The sequence below is a fragment of the Neptunomonas qingdaonensis genome (assembly GCF_900113275.1).
GTDB classification, from domain to species: Bacteria; Pseudomonadota; Gammaproteobacteria; order Pseudomonadales; family Balneatricaceae; genus Neptunomonas; species Neptunomonas qingdaonensis.
On sequence record NZ_FOOU01000001.1, the window covers coordinates 570602 to 595786 of the forward strand.

At 46.2% G+C, this 25185-nt stretch carries 24 protein-coding genes and 1 other RNA gene; 11 read left to right on the plus strand and 14 right to left on the minus strand.

The window, feature by feature from the left end:
- Positions 1-111 precede the first annotated feature (111 nt).
- Genes BM099_RS02565 through BM099_RS02575 form a run of 3 tightly spaced genes read left to right on the plus strand, consistent with a single transcriptional unit; the run spans position 112 to position 3205 of the window.
- Entirely contained in the window at positions 112-1236 is a 1125-nt protein-coding gene (locus BM099_RS02565) for a peptidase M42 (RefSeq protein WP_090723931.1), read from the plus strand.
- Between the two features lie 14 nt (positions 1237-1250).
- Positions 1251-2723: a RimK family protein gene (locus BM099_RS02570; protein WP_090723934.1), complete on the plus strand. Its 1473-nt coding sequence runs from the start codon at positions 1251-1253 to the stop codon at positions 2721-2723.
- A complete protein-coding gene (locus tag BM099_RS02575) occupies positions 2723-3205 on the plus strand; it encodes an MgtC/SapB family protein (RefSeq protein WP_090723936.1) in 483 nt (160 codons plus the stop codon). The genes BM099_RS02570 and BM099_RS02575 overlap by 1 nt, the downstream gene beginning before the upstream one ends.
- 77 nt (positions 3206-3282) lie before the next feature.
- Here the strand turns inward: BM099_RS02575 and BM099_RS02580 are convergent, their stop codons facing one another.
- Positions 3283-4383 carry a GNAT family N-acetyltransferase/peptidase C39 family protein gene (locus BM099_RS02580; protein WP_090723938.1) on the minus strand — a complete coding sequence of 367 codons (1101 nt, stop codon included), beginning with the start codon at positions 4381-4383 and terminating at the stop codon, positions 3283-3285.
- A gap of 134 nt (positions 4384-4517) precedes the next feature.
- On the minus strand, positions 4518-5255 hold the full coding sequence (locus BM099_RS02585; RefSeq protein WP_090723941.1) for a dienelactone hydrolase family protein: 738 nt from the start codon (positions 5253-5255) through the stop codon (positions 4518-4520).
- Between the two features lie 248 nt (positions 5256-5503).
- Between BM099_RS02585 and BM099_RS02590 the strand changes: the two genes are divergently transcribed.
- Positions 5504-6688 (plus strand): PQQ-dependent sugar dehydrogenase, encoded by a 1185-nt coding sequence (locus BM099_RS02590; protein ID WP_090723943.1) that lies wholly within the window; start codon positions 5504-5506, stop codon positions 6686-6688.
- A gap of 161 nt (positions 6689-6849) precedes the next feature.
- Here BM099_RS02590 and BM099_RS02595 read toward each other — a convergent pair whose 3' ends face one another.
- The 5 genes from BM099_RS02595 to BM099_RS02620 all read right to left on the minus strand — a co-directional run bounded on the left by BM099_RS02595 (position 6850) and on the right by BM099_RS02620 (position 14737).
- A complete protein-coding gene (locus BM099_RS02595) occupies positions 6850-7698 on the minus strand; it encodes an ABC transporter permease (RefSeq protein ID WP_090723945.1) in 849 nt (282 codons plus the stop codon).
- A gap of 4 nt (positions 7699-7702) precedes the next feature.
- Entirely contained in the window at positions 7703-8980 is a 1278-nt protein-coding gene (locus tag BM099_RS02600) for an ABC transporter permease (protein ID WP_198064069.1), read from the minus strand.
- A gap of 116 nt (positions 8981-9096) precedes the next feature.
- On the minus strand, positions 9097-10152 hold the full coding sequence (locus BM099_RS02605; RefSeq protein WP_090723947.1) for an ABC transporter substrate-binding protein: 1056 nt from the start codon (positions 10150-10152) through the stop codon (positions 9097-9099).
- A gap of 60 nt (positions 10153-10212) precedes the next feature.
- Positions 10213-11334, minus strand: coding sequence for an ABC transporter ATP-binding protein (locus tag BM099_RS02610; protein WP_090723950.1), 1122 nt, complete (start codon positions 11332-11334; stop codon positions 10213-10215).
- Between the two features lie 580 nt (positions 11335-11914).
- Positions 11915-14737 (minus strand): hypothetical protein, encoded by a 2823-nt coding sequence (locus BM099_RS02620; protein ID WP_090723954.1) that lies wholly within the window; start codon positions 14735-14737, stop codon positions 11915-11917.
- A 669-nt stretch (positions 14738-15406) separates the two neighbouring features.
- Here BM099_RS02620 and BM099_RS02625 point away from each other — a divergent pair.
- Positions 15407-17185: a sensor domain-containing diguanylate cyclase gene (locus BM099_RS02625; protein ID WP_090723956.1), complete on the plus strand. Its 1779-nt coding sequence runs from the start codon at positions 15407-15409 to the stop codon at positions 17183-17185.
- Between the two features lies 1 nt (position 17186).
- Here the strand turns inward: BM099_RS02625 and BM099_RS02630 are convergent, their stop codons facing one another.
- Positions 17187-17405: a hypothetical protein gene (locus BM099_RS02630; protein ID WP_090723960.1), complete on the minus strand. Its 219-nt coding sequence runs from the start codon at positions 17403-17405 to the stop codon at positions 17187-17189.
- A gap of 205 nt (positions 17406-17610) precedes the next feature.
- Here BM099_RS02630 and BM099_RS02635 point away from each other — a divergent pair, with 205 nt between their 5' ends.
- Positions 17611-18576, plus strand: coding sequence for a hypothetical protein (locus BM099_RS02635; protein ID WP_143083712.1), 966 nt, complete (start codon positions 17611-17613; stop codon positions 18574-18576).
- Positions 18577-18929: 353 nt separating this feature from the next.
- On the opposite strand, the gene BM099_RS02640 is transcribed toward BM099_RS02635, so the two are convergent.
- Positions 18930-19298 carry a hypothetical protein gene (locus BM099_RS02640; RefSeq protein ID WP_090723966.1) on the minus strand — a complete coding sequence of 123 codons (369 nt, stop codon included), beginning with the start codon at positions 19296-19298 and terminating at the stop codon, positions 18930-18932.
- A 355-nt stretch (positions 19299-19653) separates the two neighbouring features.
- On the opposite strand from BM099_RS02640, the gene BM099_RS02645 reads away from it, so the two are divergent.
- A complete protein-coding gene (locus BM099_RS02645; RefSeq protein ID WP_143083713.1) occupies positions 19654-20220 on the plus strand; it encodes a hypothetical protein in 567 nt (188 codons plus the stop codon).
- Positions 20221-20317: 97 nt separating this feature from the next.
- Here the strand turns inward: BM099_RS02645 and BM099_RS02650 are convergent, their stop codons facing one another.
- From BM099_RS02650 to smpB, 4 genes are all read right to left on the minus strand, one after another.
- Positions 20318-20578, minus strand: coding sequence for a Txe/YoeB family addiction module toxin (locus tag BM099_RS02650; protein WP_090723971.1), 261 nt, complete (start codon positions 20576-20578; stop codon positions 20318-20320).
- On the minus strand, positions 20575-20826 hold the full coding sequence (locus tag BM099_RS02655) for a type II toxin-antitoxin system Phd/YefM family antitoxin (RefSeq protein WP_090723974.1): 252 nt from the start codon (positions 20824-20826) through the stop codon (positions 20575-20577). The genes BM099_RS02650 and BM099_RS02655 overlap by 4 nt, the downstream gene beginning before the upstream one ends.
- A gap of 273 nt (positions 20827-21099) precedes the next feature.
- Positions 21100-21458, minus strand: a transfer-messenger RNA (tmRNA) gene (gene ssrA, locus BM099_RS02660).
- A gap of 59 nt (positions 21459-21517) precedes the next feature.
- A complete protein-coding gene (gene smpB / locus BM099_RS02665; RefSeq protein WP_090723977.1) occupies positions 21518-21994 on the minus strand; it encodes an SsrA-binding protein SmpB in 477 nt (158 codons plus the stop codon).
- A 177-nt stretch (positions 21995-22171) separates the two neighbouring features.
- Here smpB and BM099_RS02670 point away from each other — a divergent pair, with 177 nt between their 5' ends.
- Genes BM099_RS02670 through BM099_RS02680 form a run of 3 tightly spaced genes read left to right on the plus strand, consistent with a single transcriptional unit; the run spans position 22172 to position 24293 of the window.
- Entirely contained in the window at positions 22172-23539 is a 1368-nt protein-coding gene (locus BM099_RS02670; protein ID WP_090723979.1) for a sodium-dependent transporter, read from the plus strand.
- Between the two features lie 15 nt (positions 23540-23554).
- Positions 23555-23986: a type II toxin-antitoxin system RatA family toxin gene (locus BM099_RS02675; protein WP_090723981.1), complete on the plus strand. Its 432-nt coding sequence runs from the start codon at positions 23555-23557 to the stop codon at positions 23984-23986.
- Entirely contained in the window at positions 23979-24293 is a 315-nt protein-coding gene (locus BM099_RS02680; RefSeq protein ID WP_090723984.1) for an RnfH family protein, read from the plus strand. The genes BM099_RS02675 and BM099_RS02680 overlap by 8 nt, the downstream gene beginning before the upstream one ends.
- A 15-nt stretch (positions 24294-24308) precedes the next feature.
- Here the strand turns inward: BM099_RS02680 and BM099_RS02685 are convergent, their stop codons facing one another.
- Positions 24309-24644 carry an outer membrane protein assembly factor BamE gene (locus tag BM099_RS02685; protein WP_090723987.1) on the minus strand — a complete coding sequence of 112 codons (336 nt, stop codon included), beginning with the start codon at positions 24642-24644 and terminating at the stop codon, positions 24309-24311.
- Between the two features lie 82 nt (positions 24645-24726).
- Between BM099_RS02685 and fur the strand changes: the two genes are divergently transcribed.
- Positions 24727-25152, plus strand: a complete 426-nt coding sequence (fur, locus tag BM099_RS02690) for a ferric iron uptake transcriptional regulator (RefSeq protein WP_090723990.1) — start codon at positions 24727-24729, stop codon at positions 25150-25152.
- Positions 25153-25185 lie beyond the last annotated feature (33 nt).

Here is a 25185-nt window from a genome sequence, read left to right on the forward strand (position 1 = left end):
TCATAAAATTATAAGCGTGTTATTTAGCTGTTTTTACCCCTGTGGTTGGGGTGCCCAGACTATCTGTGTGATATGGTGAGCATCGTTTAGCCATTCCTATGGACGGATTTTATGCCTTTAGATTCATCAGATTTATTTGCCGAAGTTGTCACCAATAACCTAGCTTCGCAGGACCTTCCCGATGCTTATGTCAGTTTATTATCCTCATTAATTCGCAGCCCCAGTGTTGTTGGATCTGAGCACTCTTTTTTTCGTGTACTGCAGCGTGAGCTGGAAGAGCGTGGTGCTCACGTGACCTGGTATGAAGGGGTGTTGGTGGCACAGGGAAACCAACCCGATAGCGTTATGTTTTCGGCGCATGTAGATCGTCATGGTTTGATCTGTACCGGCCCTAACGAGTTTCAGTATGCGGCATTTGTTTCGGGTGCTCGTTCCGACCTGCTGGGTAACTCTGTCAGCGAACAGTTAATGAATAAAATTGTTAACCGCTTCGAAGCTGAGTCTGTATATGCTTACGAGCCATGGTCCGGGGCGTATCGTGGACGTGGACTTATTCGCAACGCTTATATTTGCGAATACCGTAATAACCTGATTTTCGAGCTTGATGGACTTGAGCATCTGGTGGCAGGTACGCCGGTTGCATTTTCCGATAAATTACGCATCGAAAACAATGCATTAGTCGGGCAGTTGGATAATGTTTTAACAGCGGCAGCACTCGTTTATATGTTCGAATTAGGCTTTCAGGGCACGGCTTTTTTCACGGCTCAGGAGGAGGCGGGTAAAAGTTGGCGTTATCTGCTGGAATGGTTCCGCCGGTTTGGCGGCACCACTAACCAGTTAATCGTTGTTGACACCAGTCCTTACCCGGATCATGAAGCCGCCCAGCGTCAACATTTGGTTTTACGTAACAAAGATGCGAATGCGACATTCAATACTGAATTGACTAAGCAGCTCGTCACTTTATGCCAGCAAGAGAATATCAGCATTCAAATGAAAGATGAGTATGTCGACAAACAGAATGCTGTGCGTGCAGCAAATGGAGAGTCACCGGTATCTCTGGGCTCTACCGAGCTGGGTCGAATTATTTCTGCTTCGGGTGGTTTAGTCGATGGCACGACGCTGCAAATACCCAGCTCGGGTTATCACACACTATCCGAATCGGCGCCAATTGCTTCTGTCAGGGGATTTTTACAGATCCTGTCAGCACTGGCGGAATTGAAATCTCCTAACAATTAAGCGAGCTACATAGCATGTATAAAACCATCGTGGTCGTGGATACGGATGATCTGATCTTTGAAAATGATCAGCTCAGTGTGATTACATTTGAACAATATCTGGCAGATTATCCGAAACGAAATGAGCCAAAAACACGGCTGATTAATCTCTGCGATACCGAGCATTACCTGAGCCGCGGGTACTACTGTTCTTTGTTGGCGGAAGCACGCCAGCATAAGGTGTTGCCCAGTGTCAGTACGATTAATGATCTGCGCGATTTGTCGAATGATACATCGGCCGGAATACAGCTAGCCTTGCCTGTTGAGCTTCTGCACGCAGAGCCGCTTAATGCTGAATCTGACGAACAGTCAGTTGAATTTATGGCGTTCATGGGGTGGGTTGCTGAGGAGCCATGGAAAAAACTGGCAAAGCAGATGTTTGATAAATACCCGGCCCCTATCCTGCATTTTAGTCTGTCTAAGGATGCCAATGGCGTGCTGGTACAGGTAAAACGACGCTCATTTATTCATCTGAGCAAATCTGATCAGGCACTGTTTTTACAACACTTGCAGGTATTTACCGAACGCGTCTGGCGCACGCCGCCTGCGCGTAAAAAGCAGCGTTGGGATATGGCGATATTGGTTAATCCTGCAGAAGAGCAGCCGCCTAGTGATAAAGATGCCATCAAGCTCTTCATTAAAGCGGCCGCTAAAGTGGGTATTCATGCCGAGACGATTACCGCCGATCAAGCTGGACAGATTTCACAATATGATGCGTTGTTTATTCGTGAAACAACGGCGATAGATCACCATACTTATCGGATTGCACGCAAAGCGGAACGTGAAGGGCTAGTGGTTATCGATGATTCCACTTCTATTTTACGCTGCTGTAATAAGGTGTTTTTACATGACGCCTTCAGCTATAACGGTGTGCCTGCACCGAAAACACATGTGGTGATTGGTGCTTCAGAACAAGATCTGGATAATATCGAATCTAGTTTTAGCTACCCCATTGTCCTGAAAATGCCGGAGGGTTCTTTCTCTAAAGGTGTTTATAAAGTTAAGACCCGGGATGAACTCAAGCAGAAGCTTCAGGATCTGTTAGTAGATACCGCCCTGGTGTTGGTTCAGGAGTATCTGTATACCGATTATGACTGGCGCATAGGCGTATTGAATGGGCGGGCAATTTACGCTTGTCGTTATCATATGGTCCGTGATCATTGGCAGATCTATAGTCATGGTAAAGAAACAGAATCCGGTGGTTTTGAAACACTGCCTACTTTTGAAGTACCTAAAAGTGTTTTAGATGCGGCGTTAAAGGCCTGCGCCATGATCGGACGTGGATTATATGGCGTTGATATTAAACATAAAGAAAATCAGGTGTATGTGATTGAAGTAAATGATAATCCGAGTATCGATCACGAAGTTGAAGATCTGTATCTGGGCAATGAGCTTTACATGTTGATTATGCAGGAGTTTGTTAGCCGCTTGGAGAACCGGGGTCGTTAATGCTATTGAATGACGATTTTTTTTCTATCGCTCCATATGATTGGCTGGCGATAGCGACGGCTGTTTTCTGTGGTTTTTTGATTGGACTGGAGCGACAGTTAAGGGGTAAGCCGGTAGGGATTCGGACCTCTTCGTTGATAATACTGGGTACTTACGTATTCCTTGCCACGGCATTTCAACTGCATGGCGATGCTATCGATCCGTCGAGGGTTATCGGGCAGGTTATTACCGGTATTGGCTTTTTAGGGGCGGGCGTGATGCTGGCAAAAGATGGTGCAGTCGTCGGTGTGACATCGGCTGCTACTATCTGGATGCTGGCCGCAATCGGGGTCATTATTTCGTCCGGATACTTATTCGCAGCGATCAAGATATCGATACTGGTCGTGGGGATTTTGTACGGAGTGGATTTATTGGAAGAGCATACTAAAGCTTTTAGTCGCGGTGTTCATGCAAAAGTGCGCGGATTCACGATAAAGCGATGAGGGCTTAATGGATGGGAATTGAAGCGGGCTTTGCTCAAAGCTCCGCTTCTGCGGTTCGCAATTTAATGCTGATCTTGTTATTTACGAATAATAACGGCCGTTCTCAGTCGTCCTCTACCAAAAGCAGACATTTTTGCAAAATTCTCTCTGGCGATGGGAATATGCTGGCAATCGATCGGCAACTGATGCTTGTCGTCAGGATCCGGATCATGAACGTATAAGCAAATATCATCTACCGCCGTCACTGTCACCCAGTGCGGGGCTTTAAGGCCATCCATTCGATAGGTGCTGATTAAGACCAGCACAGCGTAACCTTGCGTGAGCCAATTCTGAATTTGATTCTGTGTCACATCGGCAAAAACAGTGTTTACACCCTCGGCTTCAGCTTTTTGGTGAAATTGCTGATCGACAGCACTCATGACCGCCTTTTTATGTTCAGAGCGAACACCTTCGATAAATAAAGGATGGCGTGAGTTGATATACGTCGTGGCCTCGAATCCTCGTCGATGAGCTGCTAGCGCAAGCCCCAGGGGGTGACATCCGCCATGGCCAGAAGTCATAAAAATAGTCGTGGCTTCACGCCAGATATCCAGCTCCAGCTCCTGACTGAGTTTTACGTCTGCATTCAGGCTGGCCATGCCCATCATTAAGGCCGCTGGGCCGCAGGTGAAATCAGTGGTTTGCTGGTACCAGGGGGTAGGTTTGTAGGCTTGTGGTGATTGAATAAAACGTATGCGCTTTTGCATGCGCAAAGCATCTGAGTGGTCTTCGTAATAGTCCGTATACTCATCAAAGCAGCGGTACCCTAAGCTTTCATAAAGCTTAATGGCACCGGCATTTGATGTGGCAACTTCCAGGCGCATATAAAGTCTACCGCGTGCTGCGGTATTTTTTTCTAATTCATCCATGAGTAGCCGGCCAACACCTTGCTGGCGTCCGCGCTTGGCGATCGCCAGTGAATAAAGGCGTGCCAGACGTGTTCCTTTATGTAGCAGTATGAGCCCGTAACCGATCAGGCCTTGCGCATCTTCTGCGACTAAAAACACACAATTAGTGGCTTTAAGCCAATGCTGAAAACGCCTTTTACTGATCCTGTCGCCAGAAAAGCAGGCTTCTTCAATTTCAAGAAGCGCTGCCAGATCATCCCCTTGTGCCTGACGAATATTCAATACACCCATTTCTTAGTCTTTCTTTTCAAAAAGGAAAGATCATACACCCCGCATAGTGCCAGCAATATGGGTATTACAATAAAAAGACGCTATTTCATATTCCTGTCGTTTACGGGGTATTTGTATCTTGCGTGTATGTCAGGTTATTGAGTCACTTCTTTTAAAAACTCAGAAAAACGTTGCCATGATTTTTTATCGGCATCTTCACGATATCGATCTGATCCGAAAACGGTAAACGCATGTGGAGCACCGCTGTAGGTGATCATCTCGTGGTTAATACCACTGCTTTCTAATTCATTCGTCAGGGCGGCAAATTGATCCATAGTGATCGCCGTGTCGGCACTGCCATGCATGATCAGCAGCTTGCCTTTAGTCTTGCTGTAATCTTGCCCTTCGGGTGTGGAGAGCCCACCATGAAAGGTAGCAAAGCCTTTTACATCGGCTCCTGAACGTGCCATCTCAAGAGCGGCGGCACCACCAAAACAATAACCCATCACCACCGTGTTAGCTGTGTTAGCACCTTGTTCTTTTGCGACATCGAGTGCGCCACTCATCAGGCTGTTCATCTTGGTTCGGTCTTTATAAAGCTCACCGGTATGCTGGCGTTTGTCTTCCATTTTGGTTGGGCGAACACCTGCGCCGAACAGATCAGCGGCAAACACGCTATAACCCATTTCGGCCAGCATGTCGGCACGTTTAACTTCATAATCGGTTAAACCATCCCAGTCGTGTATAAGTAATACCAGTGGCGCATCTGCCGAAGGGCTAACGTAATAGCCCTGGTAGGATTGATCGTTAATGGTATAGGTAACCTCTTTTCCCGCAGCAAATGCAGCGCTCGATAAGCAAAAACTAAGTATGGTGAATAGAAATATTTTCATGATACATCTCCTTGAATTGATCAGAAAAGACTCGATACTTCAGAGCTTATTGGGATACTCGTTGAACTAATACTACAGTGTTTACGATCGAAGTTTGATTATAGATCTATGTTCAATACGTAAAAAGCGCGGTAATCTAAAACAAAAATATACTTGCAGACCTTTGCACACGCCAGAAATTTTTATCACCGGCAGTAGACAAATAGAGCAATCGTGCAAATGTCTCGCGTGACTGTTCGAGGTTAATCATGTCCATTAAGCGACTGCGTTTTATTGTTATGACGATTGTTACTGCAAGCACTTTAGGGGCTTTCAGTAGCCTTGTGTCAGCTATCAATTTGATTGCGCAGCCTGTCAGGTTGGCTGGAAATACTTATACAGTCAACGTACCTTCAGGTTATGTGTTCGAAGTGCTGACCACGGAAGTTGATCTGCCGCGAATGCTGACTTTTCATCCTGACGGCAGTTTATTTGCCGGATCGCGTTCCGGACGTGTTTATCGACTCCCTGCACCTTACCAACATCCACAGGAGCTGCAGCAACGATTTATATATCCGCATAGTGTGGCGTTTCGAGATGATCGTATCTTTGTTGCCAGTACAGAAGGGCTGTATAGCGGCCACTATTCGCCATCAGAACCACTGCTTATTCAGGACTTACAAAAAGTAGCGACATTACCGGTGGGTGGGCATAGTAGCCGCACGGTTAAAGTCGGCCCGGATAAGCGTGTCTATGTGAGCTTGGGTATTAGTGGCAATTGCAGTGATGAATATCTTGGGCAAGGCTACTCTGCTAATAATCGTCGCGGTGGTGTGATGCTGATGGATGAGCCTATTGCATCGGGTTGGCAAGTTTATTCGAGTGGTTTGCGCAATCCGGTAGGTTTTGATTGGTCGCCGCATGATGGGGATATCTACGCCAGTAATAATGGCCCGGATCACTCGGGATATGAGCAGCCAGCGGAGCAGTTTGCGCATCTGCAACCCGGTTCATTTCATGGTATGCCGTGGTATCAATATGATGGCGAACAGGTAATGCGCGATGACTGCCAATCGGGGACGCCTCCTCGTTCTGTTGATGAGGTGCAAAAGCCAGTAGCCACTTTTGCGGCACGTAGCGCGCCGATGGCAGTTGCTTTTGTTCCTGTAAACAGTTCATTGGCTGAATTATCAGGTAATGCGCTGGTGGCACTGCATGGTTCCTGGGCAACCCAGCGTTGGGGTGGCAGGGCTAGCCGTCGCCATCCAAAAGTTGTCATGGTGCAATTTGATCAGGGAAAAGCGGTCGGTGTGGAAGATCTGTTAACAGGGTTTCAGCTGGACAATGGCGACCGTTGGGCGAGGCCTGTCGGTATTGCTATCGGGCCGGATAACGCTATTTACATTAGCAGTGATGGAGAGCCTTCCGCTATCTTCCGCTTACGACGACAGTAAGCAGGAGAGTGGTTTTCTGTTTATCTAAGCTCTTACTTAGCGCCTTGCCAGGTTCTTAGCCAGGCTCCTTACCTAGGTTCATAGTTAGGCGCTCGCTTTGCACTTACCGCCAGTTGCACTGTGCGACAATTAAATCTCATCGCTATTAAATATTATTGCCATTAAATCTCACCGCTGCGAATACGTTCTCCGCGTGCACGCAGGTATTCAATCGTCAGAAGTAAGAGCCCTGAGATAACCACCAATAAGACTGCAACGGCCAGAATGGTCGGGTTTATCTGCTCACGTAGCCCGGAAAACATCTGGCGTGGAATAGTGCGCTGTTCTGGGCCCGCCAAAAACAGAATGACCACCACTTCATCAAATGAGGTCACAAAAGCAAACAGCGCACCGGATATAACGCCGGGTCGAATCAACGGCATGATGACATTGAAAAAAGTATAAACAGGTGGAGCACCTAACCCCAGCGAAGCGCGCATCAACGAATAATCGAATCCGGATAAGGATGCATTAACCGTAATGATGACAAACGGTGTGCCTAACGCCGCGTGAGCAATAATAACTCCCAGATAACTGCCCGATAATCCCAGTTGCGTATAGAAGAAGTACATCCCTGCCGCCGTAATGATCAACGGTACTATCATCGGAGAGAGCAGCATCGCCATGATGGCGCGTTGAAATGGCATCACCGGATTGGATAAGCCGATGGCTGCAAAGGTACCTAGCACGGTGGCGATGAGTGTGGCACATGCGCCAATGAAGAAGCTGTTTTTGATCGCTAACATCCACTTATCATCATTGAATATTTCAGCGTACCATTTCAGCGAATAAGCATCCGGGTCGAATGTCAGCATGCCTTCTGTGAAGGTGAAATAAGGTTCGGCGTTGAATGACAATGGGATAATCACCAAAATAGGTATCATCAGAAACGCCAGCACAGCCCACGCCGTGAGGCGTAATCCATGCATGCCTATTTTTTGCCAGATAGAGAAATATTTTGGGAATTTCATGGCATTACCCCAGTTTAATATTGCTGACCCCGACCAAACGGTCGTAGACCCAGTAAAGGATAAGAATTAAAGCGAGCAACAACGACCCGAGTGCGGCGGCTAATTCCCAGTTGTTAGACGACTGCATATGGAAAGCAATAATGTTACTGATCATCTGGCCATCGGTACCACCTACCAAGGCGGGAGTAATGTAATAGCCGATAGAAATAATAAACACCAACAAGGCGCCTGCGCTAAGCCCGGGTACTGTCATGGGTAAGTAAATACGAATAAACGCCGGAATAGGTTTAGCACCCAGAGACATGGCTGCACGTAAATAGCTCGGATCAATACCCTTCATGACGCTATACAAAGGCAGGATCATGAAGGGCAGTAAAATATGCGTCATGGCGATGACCGTCGCGGACTGAGTGTAAAGCATCTCGATGGGGTCGGTTATCACATGAATGGCTTTGAGGAACGTATTAACAACGCCGTTGGTTTGCAAGAGTGCGATCCATGATGTGGTGCGCACCAACAGAGAGGTCCAGAAAGGCAGCAGGACAAATACCATTAGCGTGTTGGCTGTTTTCGGCGACGCAGTAGCCAGATAATAAGACAGAGGGAAGCCAATGACCGCTGTTAAAAAGGTGATCATCAGGGCTATCTTCAGGCTTTTAAGGTAAAGCTGAATGTATACCTGAGTATCTCGTGCAACTATCTCGCCTGCCGCATTACGGTCTAAATCTAAGGCGGTGAGATAAGAGCTGCTGGTAAAGACCGCCCCGGAGGCTTTCATCGCCCTCCAGATCTCAACCTCTTTCCATTGAGGTTTACTGGCGAGTAGGCGTGTCGCTCCTTCGTTACGAAGAAGTTCTGTATCCAGTTTTTTAAACTTGCGTGCTGTTGATTTAATCACGCTAGAGGTGCCAGGCATCGCGCGATTGATCTCTTCGCCGAGTTTCCCTGATTTGCGTGTCATCGCGAGTTGCTTTAATTCTACGGAAAAACGGTTAAGTACCGCGTCATCCGGGCGGATATCAGTTGTCTCGTCCCAGCCGGATAGTGCGTCTAATGTGTCAGGTATTAATTGAGCAACCGTGGGGTGATAGACACTGCGATACAGCATAGTGCCTATCGGCGCTATAAAGGCAATCAATACAAATAGCAGTAAAGGTGTCACAAAGGCAAACGCAATCACCTTGCGGCGACGCTGCATTTTGCGGCTTTGTGCCATCTCCTCAGCGGTCAGCACTGATCGAACTTCCATATTGTTGTTCATGCTCAGATCAGATTGAGACATAGGGTGGCCCTCTACATAGCAAACAAAAGCAAAGGTGTGAATCGAGTCTCTTCAGCTGATAAGCAGGTGTCTATCAGCCGAAGAGTCTATGGATTCAATAGCGTTTTAAAACCGTCTTATTTCAGCAGCCATTCGTTGAATTTTTCACCTAACGATTCGCCGTAGTCAGCCCAGAATTCACCAGATGCCTGTAAGCCTTCTTCAAGATGCGCAGACGGTAATTTAGGGATAATGGCGGGGTCTACATAAGCGTAAGACGACTGACGGGTAGGGCCGTAGGCAACTTCCTGCATACCACTCTCAGGTTTAGAGCTGGTGGCAAAGCGGATAAAGTCCTCTGCTAATGCTTTGTGTTTAGTGCCTTTTACAATAGCCCACACATCAAGATCATAGATGTGTCCATCCCAAACCATTTCAAACGGTTTTTTGTCACTCTGAATCGCATCGAAAATACGGCCATTAGCTGACTGCACCATCACCGCGCCACCGTCGTTCAGAAGCTGTGGAGCCTGAGACCAGCTATCAAACCAGACCAGATCATCTTTTATACTATCCAGTTTGGCAAATGCCTGCTGTTGTCCTTCAGCGGTAGCCAGTCGATCGTAAACCTGATCTTTTGGCACACCATCGGCGATCAGCGCCCATTCCATATTTACCTGAGGGCGTTTACGCAGCGCGCGCTTACCCGGGAATTGCTCAGTATTGAAAAAATCATTGATCGTTGAAGGCTGGCCGCCTTTAATCGTGTCACTACTGTAAGCATATAAAACAGTCCAAACGATGTTGCCTACGCCGCACTCGTTTGAAAGCGCCTGAGGAGAGAAATCTTCACTGGCGGCAACACCATCATCACCCGGCGGTAATGTGTCATGCGGGAATACTTCCAGCAAACCTTCAGAGCAGGCTCTTTCCAGGTCGATCACTTCGATATCAACAACATCCCAGAGAATGTTGCCACTCTCTACCTGTGCTTTGATTTCGGCGATACCACCGGAATAGTTTTCAAAGAGTATTTTATGCCCGGTTTTCTCCATATAAGGGTCGAGCATATGTTTCTGTTGTGCTGCTCCATAGGCGCCACCAAAGGACACAGCAGTGAACTGGTCGGCCATCGCAGGGACTGCTGCTGTGCACAGCGCGAGTGCCGCGCCGAATCGCTTGAGTGCTTTCATTTTTCGTTTTCCTCTTACGTTTTCTTGCAGTTTATTGCTTTGAGTTCTTTAGAGTGCGCGTTATTCCGAACGATCTAATGCTAACCCTCCCGTAGTCGACCATGTGAGTTGTGTCATGGCACCGCGCTCTAAAACGGGAGCATGTTGATCGTTCAGTGTTTTAACCATCAGCTCGGTACCCGAACTGAGTTTAAAGAAGTAGCGAATGGAATCTCCAACATAAAGGCGTGTCATGAAGCTGGCTTGTATGCTGTTTTCCATTGAGTGCTTGCTGGCAATAAATAGATTCTCAGGCCGAATCGTAAGCGTGCACGGAGCGCCTTCTGCCGGGCAGTTCTTATTGCCGGTTGTGGCGAGTGTTCCATCGATGAGCTCCACTTGCGCTAAGCCATTTTCAATGCGTTTGACGGTGCCGGGTATACGGTTATTTTCACCAATAAAGTTAGCAACAAATGAATTGGCAGGCTGCTCGTAAAGCACCTCAGGTGCGGCACACTGCTCAACTATTCCGTCGTTAAACACGGCGACCCGATCCGACATGGTGAGTGCTTCAGTCTGGTCGTGAGTCACATAGATGGCCGTAAACCCAAGATCTTCATGCAGACGTTTGATTTCAAACTGCATCTGCTCACGCAGGTTTTTGTCGAGCGCGCCCAGAGGCTCATCCATTAAGACAATGCTGGGTTCAAAAATAAGAGAGCGCGCCAGTGCTACCCTTTGCTTCTGCCCACCGGATAGCTGACCCGGATAGCGTTTGGCAAAATCATTAAGCTCAACCAACGCCAGAGATTCTTTCACTCTGCGTTCTACTTCAGAAGCGGAAATTTTACGAACCTTCAAAGGGTAGGCAAGATTTTCGGCAATCGTCATATGAGGAAAAAGCGCGTAATGCTGAAATACCATGCCGATATTACGATGATAGGGCGCAATATCGGTAACCGGTTCACCGTTTACCAAAATACTGCCGCTGGTAACATCCTCGAAACCTGCCAGCATCATTAAACAGGTGGTTTTGCCAGAACCCGAAGGCCCTAACAAGGTAACAAACTCTCCCTTTTTGATATCCAGATTAAAATCTTTTACAACAAGGATTCTCTGATCATAGCTCTTTTTTACATTTACAAAGCGCACGTATTGGTCGTTCGTGCCATGGGAGCTGTCAGCTATGGAAGTATCAGTCATCTGGGTGTCGTCTCCATTATTGATCATTATGCTACTAGGGAGATTACCTAAAACTTACTTAAGAGCATTTTCCTTGATAAATCATGTTGGACTGATTCTGTAAGGAGTTCAAGTGTTGCTTTTGATAAGAAAAAAGCAGTATTTTCTTTTGCTGTTGTGTAAAAAATAGAGCTGTCCAACGGCACTGTCGAAACATATGAAGTTAGATATTACTTTTACTTTCAAATGGTTAAATAATATTTTCTAACACGTTATTAATGTTTTATCAGTTGCTTGAATATAGGTCAATTTTTTTATGCGATCTGGATCCAGTTTTTTTTTGAGACTGGCTCCAGATGTTTTTGAGGAGTGCTCAGCTGTTTTTGACGAGAGCTCAGCTGTTTTTGACGAGTAATTCAGCAGTGAAACAATGAAGAAACCGCGTAACAGACATAAAAAAGTGCCCGGGATGTCTGCTTGTATGCGTGTTTGTCTCACCTGGTTATCTCTTACGCATAACCATCCACCGATTCAATTCTTCTATTCTAAAGATTGAGATTGTCGCCGTGCCTTTAAGGGGCTGTTGTAGTCGGGCATTGAATTAGCGCTCCACTATCAATAACCGGTTAGTTTCCGGGCTTCGGCTCTTTTTCTCATCCGCTTGAGCATTTAGCTTGCTAGTCTGCTGCGTTGGCGATTTCTCTTCATTGCGGCGCAGCTTAAAGTCTATTCCGCTGACTCTATTTCCCTCTGCTGTAATGCTCACGCTTTCAGCGTCCATCAATTCAAGTTTTAGGCGGGTTGTCTGCTCTATAGATGGCTGTACTCTATACTCCCCGGGCAGGACACTACTGAACAAGTAGAAGCCGTCGAAGGCTGTCCTGGTTTCGGCCACGGTCTTGCCGTTTGTGCCGATTAGTAGCAACTCTACATTGGACACAGACTTGGAATGCTTTCCCTCTGTCATATGTACCGTACCCTCTATTTCGCCTGTATAAGATACGGGAAAATCTACCAATAAAGTTCGTCCCGGACGGGGAGTTGTATTGATCCCCGGGCGGGTTGGCATCAGGTAGGGGTCTTCCAGGCTAGCGAGGTCCAGTGCGATATCGACTGGGCGATGGCCCTTGTAGGAGGGTAAAAATAGAAGGCCCTGTGCATTGGTCCCGGACTTATCACGGCCGGTATGTGCGATACGCACTCCTTCCAGTGGAGGCTCACCTTCGTCGTAACGGCCGTTGAGGTTCTCATCCATGAACACACGGGCGGAAATTCCGCCGCTGTCTGAGAGATTGCGAGACTGCATATGCCAGTCGCCGCTGCGTGGCTCCCTACCCAGACCAAAACTCAGTGAGGCACCCAGAAAAGCATTGCCATTGTCACTATAATTAGCGCTGAAGCCAAAGGTCAGATTCTGGAACAGCCGGTTAACACTAAAGCTATAACTGGTATCGTGGCTGGTTAAATTGTGGCCTGCACCGAAGCGGAATTTATTGCTATCTTGGTTCCAGTCAAGGGTTAGTCGTGCGGTGTCCAGTCCAGTAGTGGGGGCCAGGGTGTAATTGAGGCTAGCCCTGGCACGCAGGCTGTTCTGAAGCGGTGCGTTCATTAAGAAACTGCCTGTAGCTGATCTGTTGCTGCTAATGCCATCCTGCCTCGATTCGCTCCAGTCGAGGGTGTTTGTCAGCGATGCTCCCTTCAGATGAAGCGACAGGCGGTTACTCAGGCTCAGATCCTGACGGCCCGACTCGAATCGGTCGAAGGTTCCGCTCAGGCTGATAGGAATGGACGGTAAAACCCCGGCAGTTTTGCTGGTGTCCAGCCGCAGTTCGCTGCTTGAAAGTTGTGAATTGCTGCTGCTTTGGGTGACATCGTCACTGCTGAAATCCTTGTAATAGGCGTGGCTGGCATTGATGTTCAGGCCTAGTCGGCGGGTTTGCAGGTAAAGTTTAGCCGCATGGCCTGCATTCTGTTGTTTGACCAGTTCAAGTTCGGTTGCTGCTCCGAATATTGAACTGCGAAGCCCTATTCCGGCGTAGGTCTGCTGAGTATCATTCAGGAAAAGCCTGGTTAAACTGCTCGTCAGGGTGTGATTGTTGCTCAGGCCATTCTCATACTCCAGGCTGTACTGGATGTCTGTTTTCGGTTTATCTGTTTCATTGACGGCGAACAGGTCTTTTCCCGGTTGTATGGCTGCAAAACGGAATTGAGAAATGCCCGGTGACAGTTGCTCGGATCCGACAATGATTACTTGCGTTTTCTCCCGCCGTTGTCCTTGGGGGCCATAAAACGATAGCTTTAGCACATTGGAACCATAAATAAGGGGGATGCCGAGGAATTCGTATCGGCCATCATTTCGGGGGGGCAGCGAATTCAGAAAAATTCCGTTGCGATACAGCTCTACTTCCCAGCCTAGTGCCATTTCGCCTCTGAGGTCTGTGGTGCTGAAATTGCTTGAACGACTGACGGGAAAATTGGATATCTCGAGGCCATTGCCTGACGTGCCAGCGCTGATCAAACCGATGCGCGGGGTGAAAATATCACCGATGCTAACTTGAGTAATGTTAATGCCGGGAATATTCTCATCGATATCTTTGCGTGTCAGTGCCAAACGCACATCAATTATATCGTTCGCTTTATTTCCGGAGAAATATAGATTGGCATTCATCCAGAGCAGGTCACCGCTGAGATTGGCAGAATAACCCCAGATATTCTCCCTTTCTTTGCTATTACTATCAGGATCAACGCGCTGATTGAGGCCATAGCTGCTGCTGACATCCAGGTAGGGCCAGTTGATAAATTGGTAGGGAAGTTCCTCGCGAAGGTAATGGCTGGCTTCGGTTGTACTTTTACCGCCAAGGCTAGCTCGTTTGTTTTCCCGTTCCATACGTGCCTGCAGAGGTAAAGGTTCCTGCGGATCTACCTTCACCACCATGCGCGAATAGTCGACGGCGAATTCGACCGGAAACCATTGCATCAGTAGTTCTGTATGGACGTAAATATCATCCTCGTGTAGCTCTATCTGGCCGGGGTTGAATTTTAGCCGTTGTCCTTCGATCAGTACTTCGCCACGGGCGTAATCAAGAGAAAAGCGACGATTTTCCCGCAGGAACCAACCCTTTGCTAATCCCTCAGAGGGGACAACCTCAATAGGGAATCCTAAACTGTAGGTGATTTCACTCAGGGGGAGTAGTGTGCCCCCTTTAGATGCGAAGCCGATAAAACTTTCGCTGAGCAGGTAGCGACCCAAATGCAACTGCAACACGAGTTCTTGATCAAAAGAGCGCTGTGTAGGCTCTAATGAATAGAGAATGTTCGTGCCCGTACCATCGGTGGCGAAACTTGTGGATGGAGATGCGTAAAAAAATAGGACGAAAGTGACACGCAAAAGGCTTCGCGCAAGCACCGAAACGACGTTAACCATCCATATGAATTTCACCGATAGAGGCCTAACGTAAAGAAATGCTTGCTTCTGCCAGTAAAGCCATGGCCTCCAGTGGGATCAAACTGCTGAGAAGGATAAGGGCTGATATAAAATAGCTGAGAAATCGTGGGCATGTTGATGTTTGCTGCCTAAATCTTTTACTCATCAGAATCGCTTCTCCTACTGTCACCGAAAACAAGCATGTGCATATTTTGAGAGAGAATTTAAGGCTAGTAGCAAATGTGATAAATGTAAAATTGCCTTACTGGAAGGCGGGTTTTTGGCGTGGTCAGTCTCGTTCGACAGATATAGAACAGCGATGGCCGGCAATACCAGATGTCAGGCACAGTGCGGTAATGGAACGGCTTTCTCTCGCCAAAATCAGAATGTAATCAGGCTTTTTCTCGGCCTTGGGTAACTAAAATAATAAAGTTCTGACGGCATGCCGGGTCAACTGACGCAAATCTGCTATTCTTACTAGTGATGGCGAAAAGGTTGCTTTTTAAAGGCGTACTGAGGCGAGTTTTAATTAGAATGAAACTGCCTCAATAGTTTGAATAATAAGATAATAGCCTTTATAGAAAGTGCTTATTATAAAAAGCGCTTATGAAAAAGCTTTGCTCAATAGCTTTTCCAAGATGGTTAAACGCGACTTAAAAGGATTCAAAGTTGTCTGTTTTTTATCTTAAGTGTATCCGATCACGATTATCAGCTTATTTATTTCAGCTGTGTTGTTTCCTTCGACGATCTATTCTGCATGTCATTGCCTGCCTGACTCTCATTTTAATTCCATGCCTTGTTTCCGCTCATGGAGAAACCAAGAATATTGATAGCAACTGGCAGTATCGCTGGGGGGATTCCCCTTTTACTGCGAAGGGCATTCCAGAATGGGCAGTGGGGGATGAGGATTCAGATCAGTGGAAAAGCATTGATTTTCCTTCTAACCCGCCCGGCCGAAATGGAAAGAAGAACGTATGGTATCGCACCATCCTGGGCGACCAGAGTGTGTGGCGCGACCCCGTTATTTATATTTATAGTGTCGACTTGATCACCGAAGTCTATATCGATGGGCAGCAGATTTATCACTACGGCTCATTCGATAAAAATGGACAGGGACAGTTTGAAGGGTGGCCGTGGCATATGATTACTCTGCCAATGGATTTTGCCGGAAAAATGATCTATTTCCGGATATATTCTTCAGCGACGGACATCGGTTTGTGGGGCGAGGTTAAGTTGATGGAGCGAATAGATTTACTCCACCACGTAATTGAAGATTCGTTAACGGATATAGTCGTCAGTTGCTTGTCCTTGTTGATTTCCCTTTTAGCATTTATGTTTTCTTTCGTTAAATCTAACCGGCGATCATTTCTGCTTGTTTCCTTTTTTACCTTTGCATCGGGTGTCATGTTGTTTGCGCAGAGTCAGGCCAAGCAACTTCTCGTCAACGCGCCGCTAATGTGGGACCACCTTGCTGCCACGGGCTATTTTGCCCTGCCCATTGCCATGGCGATGCTATTTGATTCGTGGCATTCATGGAAATTCACGAAAATTATCAAGGCGGTTTGGGTCTTCCACCTCGTCTTTGCCATCTTTGCAATTGGCGGATCGCTTACAGGGATGCTGGAGTTATCCTCCATGTATTTGCTGTTTGATATTTTCTTAACCGTGAGTTTGCTTATTTTATTTGTTAACACATTTTTGCAATTTAAACAGGTCAAAGGGGTGGTAAAAGTACTGATCTCCACTTTCGCGATATTCAGCATTTTTCTACTCATTGATATGGGTGAAGCTTATGGCTTTATTCCCTGGACAAGAATGCCTCTCGCTGTTGGCTTACTGTTGTTTTCCATCACAATGGTTGCAGTTTCACTAAAACATTTTGCGGTCGTGCAAAAAGAGCTTAAAGAGCTGAATGCAACATTGGAACAAAAAGTTGAGGACAGAACGGCAGAGCTAAAACGGCTTGCGTCAACGGATTCGTTAACCTCATTAATGAACCGCCGAGCTTTTTACGAGGAAGCAAAAAGAGTTTTCAGTAAAGCTAAACGCTATGAGCGTTGCATCTCTGTGCTAGTGCTGGATGTTGATCATTTTAAGCAATTTAATGATCAATATGGACACGGGATTGGTGATGCCGTTTTAATTAAGGTTGCTAACTGCATTCAAACAATGTGCAGGGAATCGGATCTATCGGCAAGGCTTGGCGGAGAAGAGTTTGTGATTCTCCTTGAAGAAGCCGATGCAAAGAAAGCACTGCTGATTGCTGAGCGCCTGCGCCAACTTGTGAGTGAAATCACTATTCCTGACGTAGCAGGCCGCATTACATTATGTGTTGGCATTACTACCATTGGAGCGGATATTGAAAATCTGGACGCACTGATAAAACGAGCAGACAGCGGGATGTACCTTGCCAAAAATAATGGACGAAATAAATGTCAGGTCGCGTGATTTAGCTAGTTTGCCTGCTCGTGGCGCACATCCGCCTAAGTGCTGTGATTCGCTCACAATAGAACAGGTGCTTTAAAGCGCTCGTATGACCTTCGATAAACTGATCTGTTACATCATCAGGGATGTTTAGCTTAACGCTAAAAGACTGAATGTCTTCAGTGCTCCAACCGTTAAGAGCCATGACAATGCCTTGCTGGTAGTTGTCTTTTGCTGTTGGCATATATCCTCCTTGAATACGTAAAGACTTCCTATCTTCATAGAGTATCCGCTGAAAGTAGATCTGGCGTCTATTATTCGTATGTATGAGATTATCTGGCGTTCTTGTTAGACGACACGGCACAACTGTGTGTGGTTTGCTCTGGCATCTTGATATGAAATAGTTCAACCTTATGAAGCGAAAGTAGTCCCGTTTTTATGGCTGAACGTTGTCTAGTAAACTAGTGGCGATTCATGATGCCTGGTATAAGTCATCCACTACAGGTACACCCCATATGAATGTCGTAAGAACAACTACAGCAAAAAACTGGGTAATAAGCGCCCTCATTATTATCTTGCTAGGCTTGGGGTTCACCAACACGCTAGATAGTGTTGCAGAAAGTAAACTCGAGGCTTCGTTTACCAATGCATTAACGACGTTTGCTGTTGTGCGTGGAATTAACGCTGTCATCTCTGTCGTCCAGGGAACCGAAGTGGCCATTGAGCCTGGTGGCGTTGGCGTGATATTGACGCCCGGTGAAATTTTGGACCCTGCAAACGACTTAATAGAACGATTTTCCTGGATTGTACTGGCGGCAAGTACATCGTTAGGCGCTCAAATTATTCTTTTGAAAATCGGTACTTCCGGGCTCGCTAATTATTTAGTGATTTTGTCAGGCTGTATTCTGTTAATCAGTATTTGGACCTCTGTTTTAGCCAGTAGTCGTTGGAAAGGCATCCTGATTAAGGCATCTATTCTGTTGATATTCATAAGGTTTTTAATACCAGTTGTCGTGCTTGCGAATGAGGTCGTATACAGTTCAATCCTAAGTCCTACCTATATTGACTCACAGGCAGTTCTGAAAAATGTGGAGAGTGATGTTCAGGCACTGCAAACGCGAGACAGCTCATCTGTTTCTGATGAATCGAAAGAGGGGGTTTTAGGCTATATTAGCCGTTTTTATGAGCGCACCACCAATAGCATGAACATATCCGCCCGATATAGAGAATATGATGAAAAGATAGCGGGCGCGAGCAAACATATTATTAACCTGATCGCTGTCTTCATTTTCCAAACGATCGTCTTTCCGCTGATTTTCCTTTGGATCGCAATCAGGCTTTTTCGACTGCTCATCAATAGCAACTTCTGGCTTTCACCCACGCATAAAGATCAAATCAAGCAGGGGCAGGGCTGACTTATTAAGCGGTGCTATTAAGTAAAATTGAATCACACCTCGATTTGAATTTGTCTTGTTTTGTGCGAAGTAAGAGGCTACTGATTTTGAAAGTATTATTCAGGTTTTGGATTGACAGGTGTTGTGGTAGATGGTTTGTCAATCAACGGATGGGGCTCTGTTGAGCTACTAGAATCATTTGTCTGTAGTGATGACTCGGGTGGCTCTTGTTCCGAATGAAGCTTTAATCGCTGTCCCGAGATTAAATAGGGTGTCAGGCAATTTATCTTGTTCAAAAGAGTTGCTCCACTTCTAGCTAAAATAAGATTCTAAAGCTTTATTGAATGCTCGTCTGGTCTTGAGGTTTGTTAGGGTTATTCCCAGTCAGACTCTGTGTAAGAAGGGTCTAACCGGGCATCTTTGCCTACGTAGCAAAGCTCTTGAAATTTTTGCTTTACCAGATCTATGTAACCCTCTACTACTCTGTCAGCAAGTCGCCGTCCCTGCGGATTAGTCTGTAATGACTGGTAGTTTTTGCTCATCCTCTCTCGCTTATCCGAGTCTGACCGACGATCTATAATTGAAGCGCGTCGTTCAACGTCTTTATAGGTATCAAATAGTGTTTGAATACGCCATTCTTTAGCCTGCTCGAACGTTGCCAGTTCTGGGCTGAGGCGCTCCTCCGATTCATCAGTCCAATAAAATCTGATGCCATTATCAGTAAGATTTTTAACTAGTTCCATTAGTTACTCTTTATGAGGCACAAACTAGTGCCGTTAGCGTTTCTGTATCACCTACTACCGAATGGTTGACGGGCGTTACATGCCACAAACTCCAATGATCATTATGACCCCTCCGCTTTGAAGGGACAATGATGATTTTCGGGAGGATTACCATTGTTACGTTACCGGTTCCTTTAGATTCAATCAGCTGAGTGGTCTCAGGCTTTCGGGATAGGGTTTGCTGGTTTATATTAGTAAGGCATCAATGGGATTTAACCCATATGAAATCCTAAAAGGACTTAAAGGGATTCCTGATAAATATTATGCGGATGCGTTCGTCATAAACAGGCTGTTAGGAAAGGTGAGGAGAATTTAGTTGACTAAGAGAACCGGAATTTTCGTTTGGTTAGCAGAGAGACCTCGTGTTGTACTTACGGCTGGCTTCTTATTTGCTTTATTCTTTTTCATCGTGAGTATTTGGTCTGGAATGTGGCATTGGTTCCCTCGTGGCGGAGCTTTAATGGCCCTAAGCGGATTTATTGTTTCTGTCCAGGAAGCGCTTCTGTATTTGATGCAGAAAGAACCTAAAGACGCTGAATATAGCTATGTTTCTTATGTGCCTGTGCGTACAGGCCCTTTTGGAGTCCCGGTATTTCATCCAGACATGGGCATCAATTTAAATCCACATGACCCAGAGATGACTCAGGAAGAGATTGACCAAGATCGAGAGCGTGCTTTAGCAGCATGGGAAGAAGCAGATGAAGATGATGATAATCGTATACTGTTAAAAGAGGGGCAGCCCGGACATCCGGGAAGACCTATGCGAGAGTTATCGGAGTTAACGGATAAGGAATATACCGATCTTCGTCTGGCAGCCATTTTTGGTGTTATCGGAACAATTATTTGGGCATTTGGTGATTTGATTGGTGGATTGCCTGAATAAACTTTTATTTTTCCTGGCAGGTTAATCAACTAGGAGAAATATAGCTGGCTTTTTAATTGATGCGATTAAGTACAACCCAATGAACTGAGTCAGATGGTTATGTACCGTAGTGATAGCGTAGTTGAGCAACCATAATCGTACCGTTTTGATGTTTGTATACAATACGATGTTCATCATTTATACGGCGAGACCAGTATCCTGATAAGCCATGTTTTAACGGTTCGGGTTTTCCAACGCCTTCATTTGGGGTTCTTTGAATATCTTTAATTAACAAGTTAATACGTTTTAGTATTTTCTTATCGGTAGTTTGCCAATAGAGATATTGTTCCCAGGCTTGTGTAGAGAAAGTTAGCTTCATTCAAGAAGCTGTCTTACTGTTCCGTTGCCAGTTTCTAGTTCGGCAATAGACTCTAAGAGGTTTCTGGCGTTGGCTGGAGATCTGAGTAAGTATGTAGTCTCTTCCATTGCGTTATAGTCTTCTAAAGACATCATTACGACAGGCGCTTCATTTTTACGAGTAATAATTATAGGCGCATGATCGTTACAGACATTTGCCATAGTGCTCGCTAAATTTGCTCTAGCTGCTGTGTAGCTTATTGCGTCCATGTTGTACTCCTATATGTGCATGTACATTAAACCGTACATGCTAGCTTGGTGAGAGATAACAAGCAAGTTATCAGGACTAAAACAGCGGGGTATTTTCGCTTTGCAAAGGGTTCTTGTCACTTTTCAGTTAAGACCGCTGTGCGTTATTTGCAACTGTGTCTTGGTTTTTTTAACGATGCAAACAAACCGCTTAGTTGTTTCGACACATGCGGGAAATCTCAAATGCCAGACATGAAAAAGGCCTGTAAAAACAGGCCTTCATCATTTGTGCTTTGGTGGAGGTGGCGGGTTTCGAACCCGCGTCCGCCAATCCGCTGCCTCAAGGTCTACATGCGTAGACACCTCTATTGAGTTAACCCACCACGGCCCGAGGGTCAGGGCGTTTAGGGCGAGCCTTTTTAGTTTTAACCGTTCAGCTTAAGGCGAAGCATCCAGGCGATTCTGTCTCATATGACACCGCGAACCTCTAAGTTACAGACACCTTTGAGTGCGGCGCTAGCGGCCCTTAGGCTGCTAGAGCGTAGTTATCGTCGTTAGCAACTATAACTGTGTAGTAATTGATTTACGTGATTCACTACACTCACGGCATGCACTTAAGGTTTTGTAATCGGCGTCGAAGCCATGTCACCCCCAAGTGGCAAGGATTATAGCTGTTTGACAGTATGAAATGAAAGAGGTTTCGCAGCTGTTTTTATCGTTCAGCCATTACGCGCTGCTTTTGGCGATCCCAATCCCGGTTTTTTTCGGTCTCACGTTTGTCGTGTTGCTGTTTACCTTTAACCAGTGCTATTTCGCATTTAACACGGCCTGTTTTCCAATACAGTGCTAATGCGACACAGGTGTAACCTTTCGCCTCGATTTGCTGGGTTAGCTTTTCTATCTGACGGCGATGTAATAGCAGTTTGCGGTCACGGCGGGGTTCGGTGACAAAATGGGTGCACGCCTGAGCTAATGGTGTCATGTTGGCGCCAACCAGCCATGCTTCTCCGTCTTTGATCAGGACATAGGAGTCTATCAACTGTCCGCGACCTTCGCGGAGGCTTTTTACTTCCCAACCGGCAAGCGAAACTCCTGCCTCAATTTTGTCTTCGATATGGTATTCGTATCGAGCGCGTTTGTTGAGACAGATAGTGCTACTGGTGTTTTTTGTTTTCTTCTGTTTAGCCATAGCTCGGGATTATAGCGATGGAGAAGGTCGGTAGGAAGCTACCTGGCCTTTATTTATTGATTATTTAATGAATGAATTTTACAAATTTGCTTGTAGTAAAGTTGTCAATGTCGCTCAGAAAGGGAACAATGCGCGTTTATCACTCTAATTGTAAATAAAATATAACCAGAGACGCGTATGCAAGAGAAATTATCCATTCATGGGGCTTGGTCGAACCGTTGGGTTTTTGTTATGGCGGCGACCGGGTCGGCAGTCGGTTTAGGTAATATCTGGAAGTTCCCTTACATCACGGGTGAGAATGGTGGTGGTGCGTTCGTTTTAGTCTATTTGGTGTGTATTCTGATGGTCGGGATTCCGATCATGGTATCGGAAGTTCTTATTGGTCGTCGTGGGCGTCAGAGTCCGATCAATTCAATGAAAGATCTTGCCGTTGAGTCCGGGCTAAGCCCGCGATGGTCGCTGGCCGGCTGGGTGGGTGCGTTGGCGGGTGTGATGATCTTTTCATTTTACTCGGTTGTGGCGGGCTGGGTGCTTTACTATGTGGCCGGTATGGCCAATGGTGATTTCATTGATATTGGCAGTGAAATGGCGGGTAAGCGTTTTGAGGTGCTGTTGGCTGATGCCGAGACCCTGCTGATCTGGCATAGCGTTTTTGTTGTGATGGTGATGACGGTTGTCGCAGGTGGCGTGAGTAAAGGGCTGGAACGGGCTACGCGTATTATGATGCCGGCGTTGTTTGTGCTGCTGTTTATCTTGTTAGCTTACTCCATGACGTCGGGTGCTTTTGGTCAGGGCTTTGATTTTCTGTTTCACTTTGACCCATCGCAATTAACCTGGAATGCCGTTTTGATTGCGTTGGGGCACTCTTTCTTTACCTTGTCCTTGGGCATGGGTTCCATTATGGCTTACGGTTCGTACATGCCGAAGAAGGCAAGTATCGGCAGCACAGTGATGATGATCGCTGTGTTGGATACCTTAGTTGCCTTGGTAGCCGGCCTGGCTATTTTTCCGATTGTATTCGCTAATCAGTTAGATCCCGGGGCAGGTCCTGGGTTGATGTTTATTACCTTGCCGGTTGCTTTTGGGCAGATGCCTGGCGGGCATATTTTTGGTTTTCTGTTCTTTGTTCTGATTGCGGTGGCGGCCTGGACTTCGGCTATCTCTTTAATGGAACCGGCTGCGGCCTGGATCGTTGAGAAGTTTGGCATTAAACGTGTGCCTGCCTGTACGGCCTTGGGGGCTTTGGTATGGTTGCTTGGCATAGCATGTTTGGGGTCATTTAATTTCATGTCTGATTATAAAATTGGCAGTATGACGTTTTTTGATCTGATGGATTTCGCGACAGCAAACATAATGCTGCCTTTGGGTGGTTTGTTTATTGCTATTTTTGCGGGTTGGAAAATCAAACGCTATGCGTTAGAGGATGAGTTGTCTTTTAAACAGAACTTTTGGTTTTCTGCCTGGTACTTTTCGATTCGTTATATTGCGCCGGTCGCTGTTGCAGCAATTTTCGCTCTGAATTTGTACAATAAGTTTACAGAGTAGAGTGGTAAGGGATAAATGACGCAGGTTAACCGTAGTGCGCTGGTTCTTCATAGTGCTCAGCAGATGTTCGAGATTGTGAATGATGTGCTGGCATACCCGGATTTTTTGCCTTGGTGTGCCAAGACTGAGCTTTTGTATGAAGACGAGCATAAGATGGAGGCAACGCTTTATCTGGCAAAAGCGGGGTTGAAATATAGCTTTACGACGCGCAATCGACTGAAAAGGTTTGAGCGCATTGAGCTGGAACTCGTGGAGGGGCCTTTTTCGAAGCTGTCAGGGGTGTGGACTTTTGAGCCTCTGGGCGATGAAGCCTGTAAGGTGAGCTTGAATATGGGTTTTGAGTTTGACGGAAAGCTTAAGAATATGGCGATGAGTAAAGTTTTTAATCAGGTGGCGACAACCTTGGTCGGTGCTTTTGTGCAGCGGGCTGATACCGTATATGAATGAAGAAACAATCAATGTGGAAGTGGCATACGCACTCCCCAAAGAGCAAAAAATTATCGCGCTTAAAGTGGAACAGGGCACCACTGCCTATGAAGCGGTTAAGTTGTCGGGCATTGAGCGGATGTATCCGCAGATCAATATCGAAACAGATGCTATGGGGATCTTCGGCAAGGCAATAAAAGACCCCAAGACGACTGTGTTGAAGGAGAAGCAGCGAGTAGAAATATACCGCCCGTTAATAGCCGACCCTAAAGAGGCCAGAGCTAAACGAGCGGCTAAGCTCAAAGCGCAGCAAGCTGCTCAGCAATAGCTGTTTAGCTGATAGCTATTCAGCGGTTGTGCCTGATGGTTTGTAATCGCCGGAAAAGCTGGTGAGTTTACCATCGGTGAAAAACACTGATAGCTGTTCTTGTGTTCTTGTTTCTCCGCCTTTTTTGAAGGTGTAGATGTAATCCCAGCGTTCGCCGTTAAACGTATCTACCACTAAAGGCGTGCCCAATACATAGCGGACCTGGCTGTAGTTCATGCCGGGCTTGAGTTCATCAACCATTTCTTGTGAAATGATGTTCCCTTGAGGAATGTCTATTTTGTATACGCCAGGGAATTCTGAACAACCTGACAATAAAGTAACCGCGATAATGCTAATTAGAAACTTTCGCATCTGTAAATGACTTCCACTTTTGCGTGTAAATAAAGATAATACAGTCTAACATTCAGTTGTTGGAATCAATAGAGTAAAGATCATGTCCCTCGAAAATCAAGAGTTAAGGAAGGCAGGCCTTAAAGTTACTTTGCCGCGCGTTAAGATTTACCAGATTCTCGAAAAAGCGGGTGAGGGTGATCATTTTAGTGCAGAAGATATTTATAAATTACTGATGGAAATTGGTGAAGATGTCGGTTTGGCGACGGTTTATCGTGTTTTAACGCAGTTTGAAACCGCTGGTTTAGTGACGCGGCATCATTTTGAGGGCGGCCATTCTGTTTTTGAATTGGCGAGTGCTGAAGAGCATGATCATATTGTTTGTATTAAGTGTGGACGGGTGCGTGAGTTTGTTGATCAGCAGTTGATTGATCGGCAATACCAGATTGCTAAAGATCTGGGTTTTACGATTACAGATCGAACCCTGTATCTTTATGGCGTTTGCAGCGAAGGTTGTTCTGCCAAGTAAACGTAGAGTAAATGATTAAAGAAACCGACCCTG